The organism is Levilactobacillus fujinensis, from assembly GCF_003946335.1.
Classification (GTDB): Bacteria; Bacillota; Bacilli; order Lactobacillales; family Lactobacillaceae; genus Levilactobacillus; species Levilactobacillus fujinensis.
The window spans coordinates 35,487-55,759 of sequence record NZ_RHNX01000019.1 but is presented as its reverse complement, the minus strand read 5'-3'; the positions used below and the strand labels follow the sequence as shown (position 1 = coordinate 55,759).

19 protein-coding genes are annotated in these 20,273 nt (G+C 49.1%); 8 read left to right on the top strand and 11 right to left on the bottom strand.

The features are described 5' to 3' along the window. Window positions 1-219: 219 nt before the first annotated feature. Entirely contained in the window at window positions 220-1,260 is a 1,041-nt protein-coding gene (locus EKM89_RS08170) for a lactonase family protein (protein ID WP_125687480.1), read from the bottom strand. Window positions 1,261-1,399: 139 nt separating this feature from the next. On the opposite strand from EKM89_RS08170, the gene EKM89_RS08165 reads away from it, so the two are divergent. Beyond that, the gene (locus EKM89_RS08165; RefSeq protein WP_125687477.1) at window positions 1,400-1,849 is read left to right on the top strand and encodes a GNAT family N-acetyltransferase; all 450 of its coding nucleotides are present in this window, start codon (window positions 1,400-1,402) and stop codon (window positions 1,847-1,849) included. Between the two features lie 71 nt (window positions 1,850-1,920). Here EKM89_RS08165 and EKM89_RS14215 read toward each other — a convergent pair whose 3' ends face one another. From EKM89_RS14215 to EKM89_RS08140, 6 genes are all read right to left on the bottom strand, one after another. Further along, window positions 1,921-2,505 (bottom strand): hypothetical protein, encoded by a 585-nt coding sequence (locus EKM89_RS14215; protein ID WP_225421851.1) that lies wholly within the window; start codon window positions 2,503-2,505, stop codon window positions 1,921-1,923. Next, window positions 2,480-2,692: a hypothetical protein gene (locus tag EKM89_RS14210; protein WP_225421850.1), complete on the bottom strand. Its 213-nt coding sequence runs from the start codon at window positions 2,690-2,692 to the stop codon at window positions 2,480-2,482. The genes EKM89_RS14215 and EKM89_RS14210 overlap by 26 nt, the downstream gene beginning before the upstream one ends. A 196-nt stretch (window positions 2,693-2,888) precedes the next feature. Continuing rightward, window positions 2,889-3,743 carry a hypothetical protein gene (locus tag EKM89_RS08155; protein ID WP_125687475.1) on the bottom strand — a complete coding sequence of 285 codons (855 nt, stop codon included), beginning with the start codon at window positions 3,741-3,743 and terminating at the stop codon, window positions 2,889-2,891. 323 nt (window positions 3,744-4,066) lie between these two features. After that, window positions 4,067-5,644 carry an APC family permease gene (locus EKM89_RS08150; protein WP_164510552.1) on the bottom strand — a complete coding sequence of 526 codons (1,578 nt, stop codon included), beginning with the start codon at window positions 5,642-5,644 and terminating at the stop codon, window positions 4,067-4,069. Window positions 5,645-6,037: 393 nt separating this feature from the next. Beyond that, on the bottom strand, window positions 6,038-6,742 hold the full coding sequence (locus EKM89_RS08145; RefSeq protein WP_125687471.1) for a VIT1/CCC1 transporter family protein: 705 nt from the start codon (window positions 6,740-6,742) through the stop codon (window positions 6,038-6,040). A gap of 13 nt (window positions 6,743-6,755) precedes the next feature. Continuing rightward, entirely contained in the window at window positions 6,756-7,442 is a 687-nt protein-coding gene (locus tag EKM89_RS08140) for a VIT1/CCC1 transporter family protein (RefSeq protein ID WP_125687469.1), read from the bottom strand. 290 nt (window positions 7,443-7,732) lie between these two features. Between EKM89_RS08140 and EKM89_RS08135 the strand changes: the two genes are divergently transcribed. Both EKM89_RS08135 and EKM89_RS08130 read left to right on the top strand, forming a co-directional pair. Next, window positions 7,733-8,221, top strand: coding sequence for a Fur family transcriptional regulator (locus EKM89_RS08135; RefSeq protein WP_125687467.1), 489 nt, complete (start codon window positions 7,733-7,735; stop codon window positions 8,219-8,221). Between the two features lie 870 nt (window positions 8,222-9,091). Then, window positions 9,092-10,186, top strand: a complete 1,095-nt coding sequence (locus EKM89_RS08130) for a peptidoglycan recognition protein family protein (RefSeq protein WP_125687465.1) — start codon at window positions 9,092-9,094, stop codon at window positions 10,184-10,186. 461 nt (window positions 10,187-10,647) lie between these two features. Here the strand turns inward: EKM89_RS08130 and EKM89_RS08125 are convergent, their stop codons facing one another. Both EKM89_RS08125 and EKM89_RS08120 read right to left on the bottom strand, forming a co-directional pair. Next, complete coding sequence (locus EKM89_RS08125; RefSeq protein WP_125687463.1) at window positions 10,648-11,427, bottom strand: YibE/F family protein; 780 nt, start codon at window positions 11,425-11,427, stop codon at window positions 10,648-10,650. Next, on the bottom strand, window positions 11,424-12,542 hold the full coding sequence (locus EKM89_RS08120) for a YibE/F family protein (RefSeq protein ID WP_125687461.1): 1,119 nt from the start codon (window positions 12,540-12,542) through the stop codon (window positions 11,424-11,426). Before EKM89_RS08120 ends, EKM89_RS08125 begins: the two co-directional genes overlap by 4 nt. A gap of 461 nt (window positions 12,543-13,003) precedes the next feature. Between EKM89_RS08120 and EKM89_RS14085 the strand changes: the two genes are divergently transcribed. Next, entirely contained in the window at window positions 13,004-13,252 is a 249-nt protein-coding gene (locus tag EKM89_RS14085; RefSeq protein ID WP_164510550.1) for a hypothetical protein, read from the top strand. Window positions 13,253-13,607: 355 nt separating this feature from the next. Here the strand turns inward: EKM89_RS14085 and EKM89_RS08115 are convergent, their stop codons facing one another. Further along, on the bottom strand, window positions 13,608-14,036 hold the full coding sequence (locus EKM89_RS08115; RefSeq protein ID WP_318530996.1) for a universal stress protein: 429 nt from the start codon (window positions 14,034-14,036) through the stop codon (window positions 13,608-13,610). A gap of 212 nt (window positions 14,037-14,248) precedes the next feature. On the opposite strand from EKM89_RS08115, the gene EKM89_RS08110 reads away from it, so the two are divergent. From EKM89_RS08110 to EKM89_RS08095, 4 genes are all read left to right on the top strand, one after another. Next, a complete protein-coding gene (locus tag EKM89_RS08110; RefSeq protein WP_125687459.1) occupies window positions 14,249-15,133 on the top strand; it encodes a hypothetical protein in 885 nt (294 codons plus the stop codon). Window positions 15,134-15,892: 759 nt separating this feature from the next. After that, window positions 15,893-16,399 carry a hypothetical protein gene (locus EKM89_RS14205; RefSeq protein ID WP_225421849.1) on the top strand — a complete coding sequence of 169 codons (507 nt, stop codon included), beginning with the start codon at window positions 15,893-15,895 and terminating at the stop codon, window positions 16,397-16,399. 187 nt (window positions 16,400-16,586) lie between these two features. Then, a complete protein-coding gene (locus tag EKM89_RS08100; protein ID WP_125687457.1) occupies window positions 16,587-17,090 on the top strand; it encodes a MarR family transcriptional regulator in 504 nt (167 codons plus the stop codon). Window positions 17,091-17,276: 186 nt separating this feature from the next. Then, window positions 17,277-19,232, top strand: coding sequence for a M13 family metallopeptidase (locus EKM89_RS08095; RefSeq protein ID WP_125687455.1), 1,956 nt, complete (start codon window positions 17,277-17,279; stop codon window positions 19,230-19,232). Between the two features lie 111 nt (window positions 19,233-19,343). On the opposite strand, the gene EKM89_RS08090 is transcribed toward EKM89_RS08095, so the two are convergent. Beyond that, window positions 19,344-19,946: a cob(I)yrinic acid a,c-diamide adenosyltransferase gene (locus EKM89_RS08090; RefSeq protein WP_125687453.1), complete on the bottom strand. Its 603-nt coding sequence runs from the start codon at window positions 19,944-19,946 to the stop codon at window positions 19,344-19,346. Between the last annotated feature and the right edge of the window lie 327 nt (window positions 19,947-20,273).

Sequence of the window (20,273 nt, the reverse complement as noted above, 5' to 3'; positions counted from 1 at the left end):
GTACAAAAAAGAGGCCCAATTCGTAAATGAATTGAACCTCCGAAATTCCCTCCATCAACACCGGTTGACAAAGAGCCAATAAAAGTTGCTCCTTTCAGAATCTAACGATTCTGAAAGGAGCAACTTTTTGAGTTATGTTCCAGGCTATTTTTTCATGTTTTATAGTGTTACAACATGCGTTCAAGGACAACTAGCCACCCTTGCATCCGCTCTACTTTTCTAAGCTGGTAAAACGCTAACACCTTCCGGTACCATGAAGTCTTTTTGAACCAAGGTCAACTTCCCACTTTGGGCGTCCCGTTGGAACAGACTAGCATTGTCGGAATTTTGGTTAACGACTAAGAGTAAGCTCTGATCCGAAGTCCAGTTGAAGTCTCGCGGAAAGTCACCTTCCGTGGAGATTCGTTGAACCGTGGTCAACGTGCCATCTTCAGCGGCCGCGAAGACCGTGATGGAGTTGTTGCCTCGGTTGGACACGTAGACAAAGCGACGGTCACTGCTCAACCGAATGGCCGCAGAACCGTTGTGCGCCGTCCAATCGTCTGGAATCGTTGAGATGATCGACTTCACCGTAAACTTGCCGGCAGCGGCATCGTAAGCCAAAGTGGCCACGTTACTACTCAATTCACCGACTAAGTAAGCAACACCCTTTTTAGCGTCAAAAACGATGTGCCGTGGACCATAGCCAGCTGGTAAGTCAACGTGGCTAACGGGGGTTAATTTGCCGGCGTCGGACACGTCGTACAGATAAACTTTATCTGAACCCAAGTCACAAACGACTAACCGGTTATCTGGAGTCAAGTCAGCGAAGTGGGGGTGCGGACCGTCAGCTTGTTCAGGTGCTGGACCAACTGGATCTTGATCGATCACTTCATCCGTTTCCGTCAAGGTGCCGTCAGCAGCGATGGCGTAGACCTGAACCGCAGCGGTGTGGTAGTTGGCCGTGTAGACTAACTGCCGGGCTTCGTCGACCGCGACATAGGCTGGTGAGGAACCCGTAGCCAAAACCTGTTGAATGGCCCGTGGCTTATCTTCGCTCATATCGTAGATGATCAACCCACCATGCGTTGCCCCGTCGGTTTCCTTCTTGTTGATGACGTACAGCCGCTTAGCCTTAGCCTTTGCAATGTAGGTTGGGCTCCCAGCTGATGCTAACCATTCACAATCCGTTAACTTCGGTGCCTTGGTGTCCACGCTGACCCGGTAGATACCGCGACTAATCCGCTTGGTGTAAGTTCCAATATAAAAATCTTCCGTCATGTGTGCTACCCCTTTCAACTTGCCAATATCACTTTTAAGTATAGCACAGCTGGCCAATTAACACCGAGGAAGTCACTAGCGTTCAGCGGCATTTACCGGTACAATAGGGCTAAACAGATTCAGAAAGGAATCACCGCACATGTCTAGCTTCGAAGGGTATCATCCCCTTTTAACCCCCACTTTTCGTTTCGACTGGCTCACCCGCTTCAAGTTAAAAAACGTGGCCGACCTGACCAATCAGGACCTCGGTGAAACAGCAGACTGGGTCAACACTACCATGCGTAACACCATGGGCCGCACTGCTTTGACTTGGGGCATCGAACGCCGCCGCACCCACAAGCTAATTGGTTGGGGCGGCTTCACTGACCTCGATTTAATCGCGCATAAGGGGCAGGCTTGCTTGACTGGCAAGCGCCTCCCCGCCGCCGAACAGCAAGAGATTGTCGATCGGCTCGTCAGCTTTGGCCGTGAGGAACTTCAGTTGACCAAACTGACCTTACCAGACGCCACTCGCTTGGATAACGCGGTCCTGGCCGCCGCTGGTTTTGTCCAAACTGATGGCCAGTGGCGCTGGACACTTAGACGGTAAAATAGATAGTTGTAAACGAAAGCACATTTCTGTGTTGAGAGAACCCCCTCAGATAGAAATGTGCTTTTTAGTTATTTCGTCGCAAAGACAAGCAAACCGCTGCCGGCCTTTAAACCAGACGCCTGTGTTGCGGTGCCAATGGGCGCAATTTTGCCAGCAATATGCCACCGTTGCAAGTCGGCTTGTCCGTTAGCATCAAGGTTGGCGTTCACCGCCTGTTTAACCTCAGCCAAGCTATTTGGATTATTAACGTTAAACCGAACCAGGTAAACCGCACTGTAATCGGTATGATTTACGGTTAACAGCTGATTGAAATCATCATTCGCGGTTGAAGTTTCTTCCGTCAAAATAGGCTGATTCTCGGTCGACGCAAAGACCTGATTGACGACGGCCATCAAATCGGCATCGTAAGCAGCATGGGGAAACAATTTCATCAACTTAATATCAGCCGACTGTAGTCCCGCCGACTTCGCTGCGGTTGCCCAGTTCATCGTCGTCGTTGTCAGTGTCACGGGAGTACTGGCTGCTGACTTTAAATAGCCACGCCAGATCCAACCACCGTGTTGCCCATCGGCACTGTTGACATGGTAGTAAATCAGATATTTCCCGGTAGCCACATCAACCAGTTTTTCATGCGCATTGGTATACCACGTCACATCTGACAGACTGCTGTTGTAGCCGTACCAAGTCCCCAAGTGTTTCGAGTAGCGGCTGCCAAATTAGACGCACCGAGTTGGACCGACTGGCCGAATATTGCGAACTGGCCGCTGCCGTGGTGCTCAAGCTCCCCATTAAGCTCATCCCGGCACCCAACGCAATGATGCCTTTAATCATCTTTTTCATGTTCTGACCTCCTTATTTCTACTTCTAGTTTAGTCAGAACCTAGTTTGAAAACTACCTAATCCCCTAAATCATTTCTGAAAATTAAAGAAAACATGTCCTCAATGTATAGTAAAAAAATTAGGTCTCACTTGGAACGAATAAAAAGTGATCACCGTACCGTTTAGCGTCTGGTGACCACCTCTCTCTTAATGTACCTTACTCACTGTCATCTTCATACGCTACCGCATAATACGCGCGCATCGCTTTCGCCGACCGATCTTTCATTTGACCGTTCGGTACCGTGTGGAACCCAATCCCCACCCGTGGTGACGCAGACCTTGGTAAGAGGTCCTCGAAGTTTTGGGCCATGTTCTTGACCTGTGTCGCGTAAGTCTGCGACAGCGCTAGTCGTGATTGGAAGTCCTGTTCCGTAATGTAGGCTACACTGCCGTTTAAATTGTGCGGATCTAATTTTAACTTTTTCACGGCTTGTTCACTGTTGAAATCTGGATTCAAGTACAACTGTTCACTCTCAAGCTGTGCGTAAGCATTCACTCCCGCCTTGAACTTGAATGTGGGGTATGTCTGCTGGATGTAGGCGACCACGTCTTTGTCAAACTGCGCCGTACTCTGTGCACTGTTCAAGTTCAGCTTGCCGGTCATTGGCTTAGCCGTCCCGGTCTGCCCCAGGGTCGCTGCCACACCATCCTGTAGGTAACCACGCCACACCCACGCCGCGAACAACCCATTGCTGCTCTTCACGTGGTAGTAAATCCGATACTTGCCGGTCGCCTTGACCTGGACCTTTTCGTGAGCATCCGTGTAAAATGTCAGCTTAGTTAGGGTGCTCAAATCCCCGTAGCGATAGCCCAAGTGCTTCGAGTAACGGGCGCCTTCACCCGTGGCATGAACCGCGTGCCGGCCCATCGACCGTCGCCAAATTAACCTGATTGCATTTGACCGCTGTGCCGAATACTGAGCCTTCGCCGCTGCAGTCACTGTTAGCCCCGTTGACACAATCCCCGCCGCCACAACGGCCATCGCGACGTGTTGCCAAATCTGTTTAGACATTCTTGCCAGCCTCCTCTGTAAGCTGTCCTCAGCGTAGCACACCCCTGGTGACGGTTACCAGTTCTTTCGAATTTCCCCATGAAAAAGTTTCCTACCAAATTGATGTGTAGGGAACTTATTTTAGTTCTGTTTTAATTGCAGTGTAAGTTAAGTACCCGAGTATAACTGGCGACCTCTCGGCTTACACAATAATTTTCTGTCAACTAGGAAAATGACTACGCAACTCGTTGACAATCACATCGTGACCTGCAGGCTATGCCGCTGCGGTGACGGTGCGGTGACGGTGCCCAGTCAGAACGTGGCCATTTTACACAAGTTTACTCTTACTCTTCACTAACCCGTTGGTTCAACTCCTCAGCGATGCGAAACGACTCGCTGTAGTAGGCGTCGTGCACGCCCAGATAGTAACAGGCCAAGCTGCCGGCCGCTACAAACACGAAGTCCAGTGGATAAGGCATCGTGCCCATTCCCCCAAATTCCGTGCTTCCAATCAGCGACATGATGGTCAGCCACACCATTTCGGCGAGCAACCACCGGCTCCCCTTAAGGCTTGCCCGTAACGACTGCCACCCCGCTGGTTTTCTGATTTCATAGTACACGTAGCAGACTAGGCCCAACGCAATCACACCGAAGACCTCAATCGTGGTCGGCCACTTGGCCCAATAGATGGCCAGGCTCGCCAACACATAAGCTAGCGGCGCCCACCAGTTTAGACCGTGCAGTCGAAATGGCCGGACAAACTTCGGTCCTTGATGACGCAAAGCCGCTACCGTGACCGGACCGGTCAGATAGGCGATCAGCGTGGACGTCGAAATCACATTAGACAGCGTGCTCCAATTACGAAAGCCCGCGACCAGTACAACGCCGAGTAGCATATTGACGATCATCGCCCGTCTTGGTGTCTGGTATTTTCGGTTAATTTCACCTAATTTTGTCGGCACGTGCTTGGTCCCAGTCATCGCAGCCAGCGCCCGACTCGTCGTTGCCACGAAGGAAACTCCAGTGCCAAATGGCGACACAAAGGCGTCCAAGTACAGCAGTGTTGACAACCAACCCAAATTCAATAGGATGGCGAGATCGGCAAATGGCGACTGAAAGTTGACCCCCTGCCAGCCATGTTGCAGCATCCCCGCTGGCACGGCCCCAATAAAGGCGACCTGCAACATCGTGTAGATCACGGTACTGATTCCAAAAGCAATCACGATGCCCCAAAGAATGTTACGCTCCGGATGTTCAATCTCATTGCCCATGTTGATGGTCGTCTGAAAGGCGTTATAGGAAAAGATGATGCCAGCGGCCGTGGTCGCCGAGAAAATCGATGCACTCCCTGCTGGCATAAAACTCGCGGCGTGCGCAAAGTTTTGTGGCTCAAACCCCGTCCACATCAAGACAATGATGGTCAGTGTCGGAATAGCTAATTTAAAGATTGAAATAAAACTCGTAAATCGCGTTAACAACTTTACCGACCAGAAGTTTAGGAGGGTAAAGGCCAAAATGAATAGGAAGACGATGAACAGTCCTTGGTTGGTGATATTGCCATCCTTCAAGAAGCCACGGGTCCAGTTGGCCCAGGACCACGGCCAGGAACTCATGTACTGGACCGCCGCCACCGCCTCAATCGGAATAATTGTTAAGAGGGACAGCCAATTCGACCACCCGGCCACAAAGCCGAGTAAGGGCCCATGGGAGAACGCGGCGTACTGACTCATCCCACCGCTTGTGGGAAACATCGTTCCCAATTCAATATAATTTACTGCAATCAGACCAATGACGACGGCCCCTAAAATCCATGATAAAACTGCGGCTGGGCCAGCGATTTGTGCGGCCATTCCGGCCCCAAATAACCATCCCGAGCCAATAATGGCACTCAGCGTTAACATGACTAGCGAGTATAAACTCATCTTGCGCTTCAAGCCAAATTCCCCCAATTTCAAAAAGTAATCCGCCAGTAGCTGATGGGTAACCGAGTCATGACAGCTGATTCCGTCGCCTTCCTTTAAACTGAAAACTGGACACAAAAGGCCGAACACTTGGTCACTCTCAGAAGAACCTGGGACAAAACTCCAGGCTCCTCTGGCAGCTCCAAATTTACAGTGCTGAAACGTGGGACAAAAATTAGCTGACTCCGCTTAAAGCTGATAACCAAATAACCCAAGTCCAGGATTATTCGGTTATCAGTCTTAACGCTCGCCAGCTAATCGCCTTTTGTCCCACTCTCCCAACCCAATCTGACGTGTTCGGCTCATTTTACACTTGCTCTCTGGCAATGCCATAAGAAAGTGGAAATAATCTGCTTAGAAGAACTGACCGACGTAGTAGTGAATGAACATGGTAATAATCCCGACGATCACGTTACGAATAATGGCTGTCTTCACCAGTCCATGTCCTAATTTAGCACTCAGAAATCCAGTTAACGTCACGGACAACAGCACGGCCACGATGGTTGCTGGCCACTGCGTTGCGGCAGGAAAGAGGGTCATGGCCGCCAATGGAAAGGCCCCACCCAACGACGCCGCAACCAGTGAAGAGAACGCGGCATCCCAGGGATTCATGTAGTGTCCAAGCTGAATGTCTTCCTTAACGTTAACGACCGTACCCAATGCGTCCTTACTCATCAGGTCTTTGGCAATCGCCAGGGACGTTCCTTCGCTGACACCACGATCCAGATAAAATTGTTGCACGGACTTCAATTGACTCGCATAATCCGTTCCCAGCAACCGTTCTTCCTTTGCCACGGCCGCCTTTTCGGTATCCTTTTGCGTGCTGACGGAGGCATATTCGCCAGACGCCATAGAAAAGGCGCAGGCCAGCAGATCGGATAACCCGGCGATAAAAATCGTAAACTGGTTATTCGTTGCTGCGGCGACACTGAACAACACCCCAACAACGGTCAAGATTCCATCGTTAGAGCCCAGAACACCGGCCCGTAACGTATTTAATTTTTCTTCCATTGTCTGGTGTTGCTTTTTAGCTTTCTTCAATTCTCGATTTGCGACCATAATTGTGCCTCCCCTAGGCAAATAAACTGCCGATGCCGTAAGTGACCAGCATCGTTAAAATTCCGGCGATGACATTACGCATCGTCCCGTTCCGGCGATTGGCATTTCCCAACAGCGCCGCCACGTAACCCGTAATCGACAGAGCTACGACCACGGCCAAGAAGGTGCCTAAAATCCGCCATTTTGCTGGTAATAAACTGATCGATAGCAATGGCAGAATTGACCCGGTGGGAAATGAAATCATTGACGCAATAGCTGCAGAAAACGGATTGGTATACTCACCGACATTAAAGCCGAAACGTTCGCGGACGGTCGTTTTTACAGGATCATCTGCCATCATTTCTTTCGTCGCCTGTTCAGCTAGCTCCGGTTTGATGCCGGTTGCTGTGTACTTGTCACGTACAAAGGAAAATTCCCCCTCGTAATTGTCGTCTAATGCGACCGTTTGCGTTTCGATGGCCTTTCGTTGCGCATCCTTTTGCGTGTTAACCGAGACGTACTCCCCCATCGCCATAGACACCGTCCCGGCAATCATTCCCGCAATTCCGGAAATAAAAATGGCATAACTGCTAGTTGCCGCTCCGGCGACACCAATAACGATACCGGCGACGGATAAGATACCGTCGTTGGCCCCCATCACACTAGCCCGTAGCACGTTGATTCGTTGTGCCAACGTCGCTTGCTTTTTTACCTTTTTCATAACTACTTCGCCCCCAAAATATTTCCGTTCATACAATCATAATATAGTTTAACACTAGTTAGAAACAAAAGTTAGGTGTATCTAATTAATATTGACTAATTTAGAATGATTCTCACTTGCTAACGGATCTATTGTACTCACTATTTCTGGAAAAGTAAACGCCAATCCGGCAACTTTTAAATTTTTAATCACGATTTATTCTAAACTAGAGCGGAATGTTGGACCTGTCGCCAAAATGTGGTTTAATAGAGTCAAACTAGACTGATTATAAATTAAAGGAGGGATTCCCAATGGCTAGTCAGCAACAACTTCTCAATCAGGCCTTGAAGACGCTGAAAGAGCACCACGTCCGGGTGACCCCGCAGCGACAAATTATCTTAACTTATCTGGTGACCCACCATAACCATCCGGCGGTCGACACCATTTTTAATGCGCTATCGGACCAACTCCCTAACCTTAGCATGGCAACCGTCTATAACACGCTTAACCTCTTAGTGGACCTGGGTATCGTCATTGAATTACCGAACGATAATGGTGGCATTCGCTACGATTTCTATGGACGCCCTCACTACCACGTCATCTGCGAGAACTGCGGTAAGATTACCGATGTCTTCGCGCCAGACTTTGACGAGATCGAACAGGAATTGAATCATCAGGCCAGCCAGCAAACTGGGTACTTGGTGACCAGCAACCACGTTGAAGTCTACGGTCTCTGCCCCGAATGCCAACAGAAATTACACATCGACCGGAAACGACAGAACTGGGCTACTGCGGAATAGTGGTCGTGTTCACCTTTGCGTAAATGACCGCGCCCTGGCTACCAGAAATTCTGTCGTTAACTACTAAACAACGTCAAAAGCGCACGACTACTGAACTCAAATAGTCACGCGCCTTTTTATGTTGTCTCGGAACAACCACGTACGCCAAGAGGTCGACAAATAAGGGCCAAGGCCTATCATTCTACTTAGTTAGCGAGTGCTTTCCTACTGGCCTAGTAGAAAACCAAGCTTGGCAGCTCGGTATTTTCGCAGCTTCAAGTTGTGTACGCACTGTTTCTAGCCCATATCTGCCGGATGGTAAGGTGTTGAGACTAGACGACGTTGTCCAGCAAAGCAAATTTTTCCAGCCATTGAGATTAGATGGTTTCCTTCTCAGTAACGGGTCTTGACTTGTGGAACTGTTAATTATAAACCCAGTTGTGTATTTCCACTAACTATTTGCTGCACTGAACAGATTGCCGGATGATAAACCAAGCCATTTTTGATACGGTCACTGACATGCTTTTGGCATTTTCAGAAACCAGCGGGAAACGCTATCATACCAGTATAATCAGCAATTATCGGCACCATCTTTTAAGCGATTCGATGCCCTCAACATCACTAACCACATTAAAATGTATAAACGCTGACACTTAATATTACAGATAAGTTACAGGGGACACCAACATTTAATCTATTTGCAAACACCGCCAGCAAAGCCCATAGCGCTCGTTATTAGCCCCGTAATATTACGCATAGAACCCAATATGGCGGTTGTCGGCAGCGCGAATCATGTATATAGTTGATAACGAATAACATCGACTGAGCAACCGCTAGCACGGCTGTCATAAATAAACTAGAAGAAAGATATGAGGGATGATCAGGGTGAAAATGCATAAAGTAGTTTTAACCGCACTGGCCACACTGGGGGCAGCCGGAATCTTCGGTATGTCAACGACTACGGCTTCAGCTGCCAGTTCCAACGTCAATGATTATATTAATAGTCAGGACATTACGCCAGCGAAAGTCACAAAAGCTATTTGGAGTGGCTTTCCAAAAAACGCGTATCGAAATGGTAAAGCTAAGCCTGAAGGGGTCGTCATTCATGAAACGGCCAACCCTTCTTCAACTATTTACAATGAAATTGCCTACATGAAGCGCAACTACAACAACGCTTTCGTTCACAGTTTCGTTGACGCTTCCAACATCATCAACATTGCCAATACCGACTACTTATCATGGGGTGTTGGCTACCCAGGTAACGCGCGGTTCATTCAATTTGAACAAGTCGAAGTCCACAGTAAGTCGGCCTTCGCCCATGAAATTGCGAACGCTGCCTGGTATACCGCTTACCTGTTAAATGAATACAACTTGAAGCCTAACGATGCCGCCTATGACGGTAAGGGAACGGTTTGGTCCCATGGTTCCGTTGCGAAGTATCTCGGTGGTTCTACCCATACCGATCCCGTTGGCTACTACGCCAGTGCCGGGAGCACCTACTTCGGTCAAAAGTACACCATGGCAATGTTCTATCAAATGGTTAAGAAGTATTACAACAATCTTGATTTGAGCCACACGAAGTTAATGTCCGCAACTTACACCTCTGTCAACCAGCAGGCTCAGTTGAGCAGTACGTACAAGAAAAACTATCTCTACAATCACGTCAAAGGCTCCAACAAGAATGCCAAACGTCAAAGCTGGTCCAAGATTTCTCCTAAGGTTGGCAAGACTTACTACATCGATATGACCGCAAAGAAGAGTAACGGATCAATGTGGTACCGAATTCGCCCATCTAAGAATAGTGCCAAGCGTTACTGGGTCTACTCTGGCAACCTGACCAACATCACTAACGTTGTGACGGCCACCGCTACAAGTACCAGTGCGTCCAGTGAGTCCGCTGCCACTTCTTCCAGCGTTGCTAGCTCTAGTAGCAGTACCGTTGAGAGCAGCGCAACCAGTACCAGCAGTGCTAGCAGTAGCAACTAAATTGTGACTATTAAACGGCTCGCCCATAATCTGTATGGGAGGCTGTTTTTTTTGCGTTTTTAAACCCTTGATCCGTTAGCTCTAGCGGATTTCGACCGGTAAGGAGATGTTGTCCAATCATCGCCTTACGTAGTCGGTCTGAGGCAACATGAATCAAGCCGCTAGGAACGCTGCTGAATTATGTTTAAACTTTAGCAGCCACTTGGGGATTCAGTGACTGGAATTGACGCGCACAATCAAAGCCGGAGGCGGTCAGGGATGCAGCGAGCCGGAAGCCCGTCCTTTGGCTGGAAGCGTTCCCCACAGCAAGCGGAATCCCTGGCAGCCGGAGTGCGGCTGTTTTCACTAATTTAGCCGTGATAATTCCTAATGTCGCAAGAGTAACGAAAATATTTTGGCTTTCAACCTTCAGCTCAAACTAAAAACCAGTGTGATGCTCGTCAAGGGCACCACACTAGTTTTTAATTATTTTCCTGCTTAGCCGCCCGTTTACGCTGACCAGCCACCGCCCGAGTCATGACCCACGTGGTAATTGGCACCGTCAGGATTACACTGACCATGGCAAAGAGAATCATTAGAATTTCCGAAACAAAGATCTTATCATTTAAAATTTCACCAAATGAGTAGTGGACCCCCGTAAACCAGATGAATAGGGCCAAGAAACCACCGAAGAAACCAAAGAACAGCGTATTAAATGTCGTGCCAATAATCTGCTTACCCACGGCAATACCGTCCCCTAGCAGGGCCGTCGTGCTCACTTGCGGGTGTTGCTCGAGAATCTCACTGAGGCCAGCCGAAATGGCCATAGCGGCCTCCGCAATGGCACCTAGCGTACTCAAGATGGCCGTGGCGGTCGTGACTTGCACAAATTTTATCCCGACCAGCACTGACAGGCCTTCCAAGTCCTCACTATCTTCTGGACCGAAACCCTGAACCAGCGCCCAATTTTCCACCGGCACAATCAACAGGACCAAGACCACCAGCACCACCGCAGACGCAATGAACGCCACGGTGCTCGACAGGTCGTCACCACTGCTCATGAAGATGGTTAATGCGAGGACCAACATCCCCACGACCAGCGTCACAATTAGCGGTGAGAAGTGAAATGCAACCAACACGATAGCCAAATACAGCAGACCAAAGTTTAGAATCAACGCTAGAAATGACTGGGCACCGGCTTTACCACCAACCAACACCATGAGGATCAGCAAGACCAATCCTAATACCGTAATCGTACTCATGCTGTCACCTTCTTCTTATCCATGAAGCGACTCGCCAGAAAGCTAGCAAGGGGCACCGCCAAGACGATACCGATACCGCTAATCAGGCTCTGAACGACACCCATCGACATGTTCATTGAGAACGTGTAGCCCCAGCTGTTGCCATTTTTCAAATACAGCATCGCCATCGGGAACGTATCGGCCACGAAGATGAAGAACAACACGTTGATCAATGGCCCCATGATGGTCGACCCAATCTGACGACCGGACTTGAAAACTTGATTAGCCGACAGCTCCGGACGCTCCCGTTTCAAGGCAAACAGCGACGAAATGATATCGGTCGACTCATCCATGACTGCTCCTAACGATCCCAGCAGCGTTTCTGCCAAGAACAATGGCCGTGGGAGTTGGGTGACGTACTGCATGGATTCGTAGTACATACCGCGTTCATGGGTCACGTGAAAGACTAGTAACGCCACAATGATAGAAAACGCCGTCCCCCCAAGCGTGGTCGCAAACGTAATCAACATCTGTCGGTTGGCGCCAATTACCAACCACAGCGTCAATGCCGCAAAGACCACGGCAAGGCTACCGAAGATCCACAGGACTTGTGCCCCCTGCGTCGACCCATTGAGGACGATGGCCAGGAAAAAGAGCACCCCGTTGGCCGCCACACTTAGAAAGGCCATGAAACCGCTGAACTGCATGATTAATAGCAGTAGTGCTACGACCAACCAGACCATAAAGACTAACGTGGTGTCACGCTTACTGTCCTTGGCCGTCGCGGTCAGGCTTTGACCGTTACGACTGTGGACGACCACAAAGAGTTGGCTTCCCACGTGATACTTCTGGTCCATCGCCCGTGAGTAGGAATAAACATTGCTAACGGTCAGGTGCTGGCCTTGATACTTTCCATTTAAAATTTTTCCGGACAGGACCTGTTTCGTCTGGCTATCGACATTGTGAAAATCATCAGTCTCCTTAGTCGTCTTGCCTGTCGTCACGCCGGTCACCTGCATGATGGGGTCACGGTAAAACGCTGCATCGTGGGCGGTTCCCCACACCAAGATACCGCCCACGACCATCGCAATAAGCCATGCCCAGAGTAATCCGCGTTTCATTTTTAGAACTTGCATTCTCGCCGTCCCTTTCCTTAGATACTAAAATCATTTGAAGATTAGAGTCGCATACCATAATCGTACGTCGCCTGCTGCGGGAAACGCCTTCAGCCTGAAGTACGGGCTTTCAGGTCGCCCATGCTGTAACTTGGGCAAGAATGCCGGCGAATGCTTAACCCACCCGCATGCGCCGAACCAGCTCCTTCTATCGTGTCTTAGAACATCAGCTAGCTTGCCAAATACGACGCAACGCGTTATCCTTCTTTAGGCGCTATGCCCAAAGTTTCACCGACACTCTCCCTTGCGCCATTGACCCTAGCCAAATATTAAGTCACAATGAAGATTAGTGTCGCCTATTCTGTTCGGTTGCATTCAGGCCTATGTAAAACTGTTGGTGATAAAATTGATGATTGGGTGATTTAAAACAGAACGTGGTTTTTACAGATAGGTTGCTTTTGCGGTACGAGCATGCCTGTGCAATGTCCATTCGCAAACAGTACGCACGCTATCCGCGTTATATCACGGTTACGACAGCTAAATCGTCGGCTAAAAATCACGCAACTCAGGTCATCAGTCGAGAACCTGGCGTTCGCCGTTTTAGCGAATTGATTCCAATATACCACTTTCTGGCAGGTTGGTTGGACCCCAATAAAAATTTTAAACAAATCACAGTAAACGTTGTCCTGTCAACGCTTCCGGGTGGTTTAAAACTAGTTGATCCTGTATAGAGCTTGCATTTTGCTAGGAAAACCAGTAAACTTACAGTCGATTGTTATTTTAATTAAGCGAGGGTTTTTACAATGAGAAAAGCACATCCAAATGGCGTCCAAGGCCGTCGGAAGGTTAACCGTAAAAAGGACCGGAAGCGCCGCGACGAAATTTCAGACTTACAACGTTGGTTAAAGAACAAGAAGTAAGCTGAAGTCATTACTGAAAACACACCGATACTGTCGGTGTGTTTTTTTGCGTTCATTTCCATTTTGATACTAAACCTGATGATTCTTTCAATCCACTGTAAATTTTGATCTACACGAAAAGAGGCCCGGCCACTAGGACCGCACCTCTCAATAATTGCTAAATTAACTAATCAACCACCAGAACACTCGTCTCTGAATTCTGAACAACATAGTTGGTGGTGGATCCCATAATCGCTTTCCCTAAACCGTGGACACCGGAACGACCAATGACGGTTAACGTCGTGTTCAATTCCGCCGGCAATGTCTTGGCAATGGTTGGTTTAGGAAGCCCAACTTTGAAACTCGTCTCAACCGGAACTCCCTGTTGCTTCACCTCTTCAACGGCACTTTCCAGAAATGTCGTCGCCGCGTCTTTAAAGTGAGTAATGATTTCGCTACCGAATTCCGCGCCGTAGTGGGCATAGGTTTGATCACTAGCGACGGAAACAATGAACAGTTTGGCGCCCAATTTTTGGGCTAGTTTGGTGGCCTCCACTAACGCCGCGTGGGCATTCTTGCTGCCATCCATCGGTACTAAGATCCGTTCATACATCATATCCCGTCCTTCCCATAGTAAACCATCAATGTGGTATCGCTTTCAACAACTTCATGATAACAATTCTGCTGCGACAGTGAAAGCTAATTGCGTCATTTTTCACGAGATTTTTAGGCTTCCCGGTAAAATGTTAGGCAATTCTCATTCTCGCTTCTCTGACAGATTGTGGTAAGATGAATCAAGTAAATTAATCACTAAAGGGATGGATATAATTGAAGAAGTTTTTGTTGGGCGCCCTGGGTCTTTTAGCCTTGACCCTTGCCGGCTGCTCGAATAACACACTTACTACGAATAAGACCAGCTATCGCCCAACTGCTTTGACTGCAGTCATCAAGGGCAAAGCCAAATCCAAGACGGTCAGCTATCAAATTGCAAATGGTTCCAAACGTAGTACGAAGGTTAACGGTGGCACCTATTTCTTCCAGGTTCCTGCCGCCACGACCGACCAAAAGGTCAAAATCACGGCTGGCAGTGCGACTAAGTCCGTCACCGTGAAGAAGGTCAAGGCCTTAGGTAACTACAAGAAGGTCGCCGCTAAATACAACCAAATGGTCATCGGTAGCTACCTGCCTGCCAAAGTTCAAAAGGAACTTCAAGCGGCCCAAAAGAGCCAGGCCGCCACGAAGAAAAAATTGACAGCCTTAGCCAAAACTAACCCAACGGCCGCTGCTGCAGCCATGCAGCAACAACAAGCCGCCGCTAAAAAGCTTCAAGCCGAAATGGCCACGGCCAAAAAACAGGCCAAGGACGACCTACTCCCAACCACTGCGAAATCCGGTCTTAAGAACTTGATTGCTACCAAGGACGTCACCGTGCGTGGCAACGTTCAAGACGGCAAGCTGATGAGCTTAGCCATGATCATACCTACTAAGCAAATGAAGACCAAGTCCGGTCAAAAGAAGTTTGGGACCACCTTTGCTCTACTGGGAACGACTTTAGGTGCCAAGCCGAAGTACGTCATCAACAAGTTTGAAAAGGTTTTGAAAGACGCTAAGAAGAACAGTTCCTCGACCACTACGAAGACGATTCGGTCGAATGGCATTCGGTTTAATACCGGCTTCTCCACCGACCACCTTTATATCTACATGACGAAATAGATGCTCTTTCGCCTTACCGGCTGGCAGATATAGCAAGCCGTATTCCAATTTTAACTTAAACAAATTAGGACCTAATTGCCCGTTTTCACTGGTAGTTAGGTCCTTTCTTTCACTCTAACTGAGGTTGAAAGTCCCCAAACACACGTTATGACCGTTGTCACAATGATACTGGGTCTAAAATTAGGCAACGTTGTCCAACCATCGCCTTACCGGCCGGCAGATATGGGCTGGAACGGTGCGAATACAACTTGAAGCTTCGAAAATGCCGAGTCTCCAAGCTTGGTTTTCTACTAAGCCAGCAGGGAACCCACCTGCCGACTAAGTAGAACGACGCGCCTGAGCCCATATCTGCCGACCTCTCGGCTGACGTAGTTGGTCTGAGGCAACATGGATCATGCCGTTTGAAGCGCTATTGAATTATGCTTAAACTTTAGCGACCACTTGGGATTCAGTGATTGGAATTGACATGTACAATCAGAGCCGGAGGCAGCCAGAGATGCAGCTAGCCGTGTCGACGATGTTAATCGGCGTTCTTTCCGGCTTGCATCGTGGGACGACCTGGGAGACGCCTGATTTTGGCGGCTTTCAGGCGAGCTGGAAGCTCGTCCTTTGGCTGGAAGCGTTCCCCACAGCAAGCGGAATCCCTGGCGGCCGGAGTGCGGCTGTTTTCACTAATTTAGCCGTAATAATCCCTACTGTCGCAAATAGTAACGCAAACATTTTGGCCTTCAACCTTTTAGACTCTAAGGAGGGGTTACCATGGCTTACACCATTGCTTTGACAACCAGTGGCTTTTCTGCCAAACAATTTCAACAGGAACTCGCTGCGCAACAGATTTCGTTGAATCACCATGCTCAGGACTTATTTGCCGACACACGCTTTCACCCGCTGTCTGCCGGCCAAACACAGCACTTACGAGTGATAACTGTGGCCGAGTTAACGTTAGTGACGCCCGCCACGCTCCCCACCATTTTCCGGCGGGCATCCGAGCTTGGCTTACAGCTTTGTCCGTTAGCCCTAGCCGTTGACTTTCGACTGCAGTGGCAAACGCAAGTCCGGAGTACCAATTCTATTTTAAGCAAGCACGAAGCACCTCAGGGAGCAATCACTGTGATGTCGCCAATCGCAAATAACGACCCTAATCTGCCCAAAGGATTCTATCTGCGACGCATCGACGATACCCTCTGGCTGCGCGGTTACCGGTGTGACGACCTTTACGTTTGGCAGCCAAGCGACACCCTTGCCTTCCTTCAACCCGCGCAATAACTGCTTACCTTTACTCATTAGAATACAAGGTGACTTATCTTAGCCACCGTCTCCAAGCGCAATCATTTTTATCCCCACCAGTCAGGCGGCATAATAACGGTATGCTGATGTAGTGAATAGCGACCGTTATTTTGTTGGCAAAGTTCACTAAACCAGCAGACCATGTTTTTCCTAGGGGGGAGTTTTCATGCAACATGAAGAGAGAGTATTTGAAGCGTTCTTACGCCAGTACCGAGAAATTTTTCGGGTGTTGATCAACGCCGCCGAACAAATTACGGGGCAGTACTCGGTAAGCTTCGAACAGTATTTACTGCTGAAACAAATTCATGAGCAACGCAACATTACGCTGAGTGAGTTGGCAGATGCAACCCACACGACCCGTTCCGCTGCGGCCCGCAAGTTACGGGCGCTACTACTTGATGGATTCGTTGAACAGGAAGCAAAGTTGGATGATCGACGCGTGAAGTACCTGCGGCTAACCACCAAAGGGACCAACGTTGAACACGACATCCACCAGGCCTTTCTACAAAGTGCTGAAGCCTGGGACCAGATTCCAACTAATCTGACCACCGAAAATATCAACGATTTCTTTACCCAGTACCAACAAAACATTGCCATTTGGGACCGGACACGGCCGAAGTTCCGTCGTCCCGTTCTGCATACCAAGAAGAAGGTTCTCGGTGAAGAATAACGCCGGTAAATGGGGGTCTGACCCAATCGTCAGCGCCCCATTTTTAGTCAGAGCTGCAATCTGGCTCTTATCCGCGCCTTTCTGGGTGGAAAATCCGCTTTTATTAAATTTTGATGATAAAAAAATTCCCTTTTGTAGTTAAAAGGGTTACTCTGTTTGTAACGATTATTTTAAGGAGGATTCCGTATGCGACTTAACCATTTAATGACTGTTTCACCAGCTGGTGGTGCTGATAGGTTCCCTGTCGACGAGTCTCAAGTTACCCAAGATTTTTATGAGGCCGTTAACGGCAAGTGGGCTGAACAGGCCACGATTCCTGGTGACCATGCGACGACCGGTGGTTTCCGTGATCTGGCCGACAACATCGAAAAGACTTTGATGCACGACTTTGGCGATCTGCTTGCTGGGAAGCTCGAACCAGCTAATCCTGAGATGGCAGAGTTTAAAAAGCTCTACACCCTCACCAGTGATTCCGCCGAACGAGAAAAGGTGGGCACCGCGCCCCTTAAGCCCGTTTTGGCCAAGATCGAAGCGCTCAAAGACTTCGCTGACCTCAACGCACATTTAGTTGAATGGTTCAAGACGGACTTGCCAACGCCAATTGACATCGGGGTCGACGCCGACATGAAGAACACTAGCCAATATGCCCTTTATGTGGACGCCCCAAGTCTCTTCCTGCCCGACAAGACTTACTATGCCAAGGACAATCCGGCCGCTAAACAACTCTTACCGATTTTCACGCAAACGGCTGTTAAACTACTTGAACTCGCCGGCTACACTGAAGACAAGGCCACGACCGTCGTCGAACAAGCCAAGCAATTCGATGCACAAATCGCACCGCATGTGAAGTCATCCGAAGAAGCCGCCGACTACGTTAAAATGTACAACCCATTCCCACTGGCCGACGTCGACGCTAAACTCGACCACATTGATTTGACCGCCGTCGTTAAGGGCCTCATCAACGACACGCCAGATCAAGTCATCTTGCCACAACCGCTCTTCTTTGACGCCGCTAACGACATCTTGACGCCAGCCAACTTCGCGTTGATCAAGAGTTGGATGCTGGTCAAGACCGCAATGGGTGCTAGAGGGGCTCTGACTGAAGAATTCCGCCAAGTCGGTGGCACCTACAACCGAGCTTTGTCCGGGCAAAAACAGGCTCAGTCTCGCGAAAAGGCGGCCTTCTATCTGGCAACTGGCACCTTCAGCCAAGTCGTTGGTGACTACTACGGCCGCAAGTACTTCGGTGAAAAAGCTAAGGCCGACGTTCGTCAAATGGTTCTGAAGATGGCCAACGTTTACCAACAACGGCTCAAGACCAATGATTGGTTGAGTGCTGCGACTCGCGAAAAGGCCATCATCAAGTTGCAGAAGCTGACCATCAAGGTAGGCTACCCTGACAAGATCGACGCCCTTTTCAGTAAGTTTAAGATCGACGAAACCAAGTCCCTTTTTGACAACTTGCAGGCCATTACCGAAATCATCATCGACAATCACTTCGGTCATTGGGGCCATCCCGTCGACCGCGAACGGTGGGACATGAGTGCTGACACGGTCAACGCTTACTACTCCCCATCGAACAACGAAATTGTTTTCCCGGCTGCCATTTTGCAAGCCCCATTCTATAGTCTGGAACAATCCAGTAGCGCCAACTACGGGGGGATCGGGGCCGTTATCGCCCATGAAATTTCTCACGCCTTTGACAACAACGGCTCCCAATTCGATGAATTTGGGAACCTGAACAACTTGTGGACCGACGCCGACCTCGACCACTTCAAGGGTCTCGCCCAAGCTATGATCAAGGAATTTGATGGCATCGAGTTTGCTGGCCAAAAGGTCAATGGGAAGCTGACCGTTTCTGAAAACATTGCCGATGGTGGTGGCCTAAGCTGTGCCCTGGAAGCCGCTAAATCCGAACCAGATGTTGACCTGCGTGCCTTCTTCATCAACTGGGGCAACGTTTGGCGGATGAAGGCCACAACGGAGTACATGCAATTGCTGTTATCGATCGACGTGCATGCCCCCGCTAAACTACGAGCTAACGTTCAGGTCAAGAACCTGGACGACTTCTATCAGACGTTTGGGGTCAAGGCGGGAGATGGCATGTACCTCGCCCCTGCTGACCGCGTTAAGATCTGGTAATTGTGTCTTCACAGTTCAATTGTTAACGATGTTTTTAATTTTTCAAATGACCTTACTAAAAAATCCCAGCAGTCGTCGCGATTGCTGGGATTTTTTTGACCTGTTTTATGATCAGTCGGTCGTTTCATTTAATTTTGCTTGGCGCTTGGCATCCCTAGCTGCCTTACGGTCAGCCTTTTCCTTGTTGCTGAGAATTTCTTCGACGCCATCTTGATGGTTGACGTAGCGGGCCATGGCGAAGAAGTAATCTGATAGTCGGTTGAGGTACGTTAGGATAGCTGGCTCCAAAGGTTGCTCTGCGTTTAAGGCAACCGCTGAACGTTCTGCGCGACGGGCTACCGTGCGGGCATAGTGGAGATTGGCACCTGCTGGTGAACCCCCAGGTAAGATAAATTCTTTTAATTCTGGCGCATTAGCGATGAAGTAGTCGACCCGATGTTCCAACTGCGTCGTGTCGGCTGGTCTCATCTCTTGATGCCGTTTTACACTAATGTCAGCCTCCAACACGTAGAGTTTTCGCTGAACCTCACTCAGTTCATCGATGAGGTCGGTTTGGTCGGACTTGAAACTGGCGATAACAACCCCTAAATAAGATTGTAGTTCGTCGACATCCCCCAGCGTCACAATCTGTGCATCCGTTTTGGACACCATTTTGCCACTAACTTGTTTCGTCATGCCTTGATCTCCGACTCGCGTATAAATCTTCATGCCCATCATCCCTTCATTTTCACAACCATCTTATGTACCACTTAATCATTAACCACCTCTTAGCATTCTGACTCAAGTCGCGGCAATAGTCCAGTCTAAAGTTAGCCGAAAATTGCCGCACTACCGCTAGCTCCATCCCATCATCCTCCGGCTCAAACTGATTTCCTTCATTACAGAAACATCTGCTCCCTGAAACAGCATCCTTTCTAGCAAACTATTTGGATACATGTCATCTACTAAGTCGTTAACGATAAATTGCTATTCGAGGTAGCCACAAGCTCGACCAATTTTACCCAGATAACACAAGAAGCATTGACCCAGTTACAGTCAATG

Bases quoted from the DNA above. Each gene is read 5' to 3' on its own strand.
- EKM89_RS08170 (WP_125687480.1), bottom strand. From the start codon at position 1,260: ATGACGGAAGATTTTTATATTGGAACTTACACCAAGCGGATTAGTCGC.
- EKM89_RS08165 (WP_125687477.1), top strand. From the start codon at position 1,400: ATGTCTAGCTTCGAAGGGTATCATCCCCTTTTAACCCCCACTTTTCGT.
- EKM89_RS14210 (WP_225421850.1), bottom strand. From the start codon at position 2,692: ATGAAAAAGATGATTAAAGGCATCATTGCGTTGGGTGCCGGGATGAGC.
- EKM89_RS08155 (WP_125687475.1), bottom strand. From the start codon at position 3,743: ATGTCTAAACAGATTTGGCAACACGTCGCGATGGCCGTTGTGGCGGCG.
- EKM89_RS08150 (WP_164510552.1), bottom strand. From the start codon at position 5,644: ATGAGTTTATACTCGCTAGTCATGTTAACGCTGAGTGCCATTATTGGC.
- EKM89_RS08145 (WP_125687471.1), bottom strand. From the start codon at position 6,742: ATGGTCGCAAATCGAGAATTGAAGAAAGCTAAAAAGCAACACCAGACA.
- EKM89_RS08140 (WP_125687469.1), bottom strand. From the start codon at position 7,442: ATGAAAAAGGTAAAAAAGCAAGCGACGTTGGCACAACGAATCAACGTG.
- EKM89_RS08135 (WP_125687467.1), top strand. From the start codon at position 7,733: ATGGCTAGTCAGCAACAACTTCTCAATCAGGCCTTGAAGACGCTGAAA.
- EKM89_RS08130 (WP_125687465.1), top strand. From the start codon at position 9,092: ATGCATAAAGTAGTTTTAACCGCACTGGCCACACTGGGGGCAGCCGGA.
- EKM89_RS08125 (WP_125687463.1), bottom strand. From the start codon at position 11,427: ATGAGTACGATTACGGTATTAGGATTGGTCTTGCTGATCCTCATGGTG.
- EKM89_RS08120 (WP_125687461.1), bottom strand. From the start codon at position 12,542: ATGCAAGTTCTAAAAATGAAACGCGGATTACTCTGGGCATGGCTTATT.
- EKM89_RS14085 (WP_164510550.1), top strand. From the start codon at position 13,004: ATGTCCATTCGCAAACAGTACGCACGCTATCCGCGTTATATCACGGTT.
- EKM89_RS08115 (WP_318530996.1), bottom strand. From the start codon at position 14,036: ATGATGTATGAACGGATCTTAGTACCGATGGATGGCAGCAAGAATGCC.
- EKM89_RS14205 (WP_225421849.1), top strand. From the start codon at position 15,893: ATGGCTTACACCATTGCTTTGACAACCAGTGGCTTTTCTGCCAAACAA.
- EKM89_RS08100 (WP_125687457.1), top strand. From the start codon at position 16,587: ATGCAACATGAAGAGAGAGTATTTGAAGCGTTCTTACGCCAGTACCGA.
- EKM89_RS08095 (WP_125687455.1), top strand. From the start codon at position 17,277: ATGCGACTTAACCATTTAATGACTGTTTCACCAGCTGGTGGTGCTGAT.
- EKM89_RS08090 (WP_125687453.1), bottom strand. From the start codon at position 19,946: ATGGGCATGAAGATTTATACGCGAGTCGGAGATCAAGGCATGACGAAA.